This is a genomic window from Arthrobacter sp. SW1, assembly GCF_001766675.1.
Taxonomy (GTDB): domain Bacteria; phylum Actinomycetota; class Actinomycetes; order Actinomycetales; family Micrococcaceae; genus Arthrobacter.
In genome coordinates this window covers 1-1781 of sequence record NZ_MJLT01000040.1, presented here as the reverse complement: position 1 = coordinate 1781, position 1781 = coordinate 1, and the positions used below count along the sequence as shown (strand labels likewise).

Sequence of the window (1781 nt, the reverse complement as noted above, 5' to 3'; positions counted from 1 at the left end):
CTGTGGTCAACACCCAATGCACTGATCACCCCGCACGTAGGTGGCAACGCCTCCGCCTTCGAACCGCGGATCCTCAAGCTCCTGCGGCGGCAGCTCGAAGCTCTGGCTAAGGGCCACGCCCCGGCGAACCTCGTACAGCGCGGCCCCTTCCTGGACACAACGGACCGATAACCACCAACCCACGCGGCGAAGGAGCTGCTGACCATGAATACGCTTTTCGATCTCACCGGGCGGGTGGCTTTGGTGACCGGTTCCAGCCGCGGCATCGGCAACGCCTTGGCGCGCGGGCTGGCGGATGCCGGTGCCACCGTGGTGCTGAACGGCATCAACGCTGAACGGTTGAAGGCGGCCGAGGCCGCGCTGGCGGCGGATTTCGCCCCGGGCCGGGTCCATAGCTGTGCGTTCGATGTCACCAGCGATGTCGAAGCGGCACGCGGTGTGTCCTGGGTGGAGGAAAATGTCGGACCGCTGGACATCCTGGTGAACAACGCCGGTATCCAGCACCGGGTGCCGATGCTGGAACTGGACGTCAAGGACTGGGAACGCGTCCTCACCACGGACCTGACCAGCGCTTTCCTGGTAGGCCGCGAAGCCGCCCGCCACATGGTCCCCCGCGGCCGGGGCAAGATCATCAACATCTGCTCCGTGCAGACGGACCTGGCCCGCCCCACGATCGCCCCGTACGTGGCGGCCAAGGGCGGGCTGCGGAACCTCACCCGCGCCATGACCGCCGAATGGGCCGGCTCCGGCCTCCAGATCAACGGCATCGCCCCGGGCTACATCCACACCGAAATGACCCAGAACCTGGTGGACGACCCCGGGTTCAATTCCTGGATCCTGGGCCGCACCCCGGCCCACCGCTGGGGGACCGTGGAGGACCTTGCTGGCCCGGCCGTGTGGCTGGCCTCGGAGGCCTCCAACTTCGTCAACGGCCAGACGATCTTCGTCGACGGCGGAATGACGGTGGTGGTCTGATGCCCGGCTTCGAATGGCCCTTCACCGAACTGCCACCGTCCGGCCCGGCCGTCGTCGCGCACGCCGCCGGTGACCTCCGCATCGAAGACGTCCCGTTGAAGGCACCGGCGGCGGACGAAGCCGTCGTCGAAATCGCCTACGGCGGGATCTGCGGTTCGGACCTGCACTACTGGATGCATGGCGCCGCGGGTGAATCGATCCTGAAGGATCCGATGGTCCTCGGCCACGAAATCGTCGGGACCGTGGTGCGGGCCGCCGCGGACGGCAGCGGACCCGCGGCCGGGACCCCGGTGGCCGTGCACCCGGCGACGCCCGGGCCGGGGGCGGCGAGGTATCCGCAGGACCGGCCCAACCTGTCCCCGGGCTGCACCTACCTGGGCAGCGCCGCCCGCCACCCGCACACCGACGGTGCCTTCAGCCGCTACGCCACCCTTCCGGTGCGTATGCTGCGGGAACTTCCGGCCGGCCTGTCGCTGCGTACCGCGGCACTGGTCGAGCCGGCCAGCGTGGCCTGGCACGCCGTTGCCCGGGCCGGCGACGTTGCCGGCAAGACGGCGATGGTCATCGGCAGCGGCCCGATCGGTGCCCTCGTCGTCGCCGTCCTGAAACGCGCCGGCGCGGCGAAAATCACCGCCGTGGACATGCACGACAAACCGCTCGAAATCGCGCGCGCGGTCGGTGCGGACGAGGTCCTCAAGGGAGACGACGCCGAGGCGATCGCCGCCGTCGAGGCCGACGTCGTCATCGAATCCTCCGGCAGCCACTTCGGCCTGGCCTCGGCCATCAAAGGCGCGGTGCGCGGCGGC

Annotated in this window: 2 protein-coding genes; both read left to right on the top strand. The window is 69.5% G+C overall.

Translation table 11 applies throughout. The features are described 5' to 3' along the window. Positions 1-204: 204 nt before the first annotated feature. A complete protein-coding gene (locus BIU82_RS13365) occupies positions 205-975 on the top strand; it encodes an SDR family oxidoreductase (protein ID WP_070349965.1) in 771 nt (256 codons plus the stop codon). Further along, positions 975-1781: alcohol dehydrogenase catalytic domain-containing protein (locus tag BIU82_RS13360; RefSeq protein WP_070349964.1), on the top strand; the 807-nt coding region annotated here is incomplete at its 3' end. The genes BIU82_RS13365 and BIU82_RS13360, both read left to right, overlap by 1 nt.

What these genes read in the sequence shown, in the direction of transcription:
- BIU82_RS13365 (WP_070349965.1), top strand. Translation starts at nt 205, where the DNA reads ATGAATACGCTTTTCGATCTCACCGGGCGGGTGGCTTTGGTGACCGGT.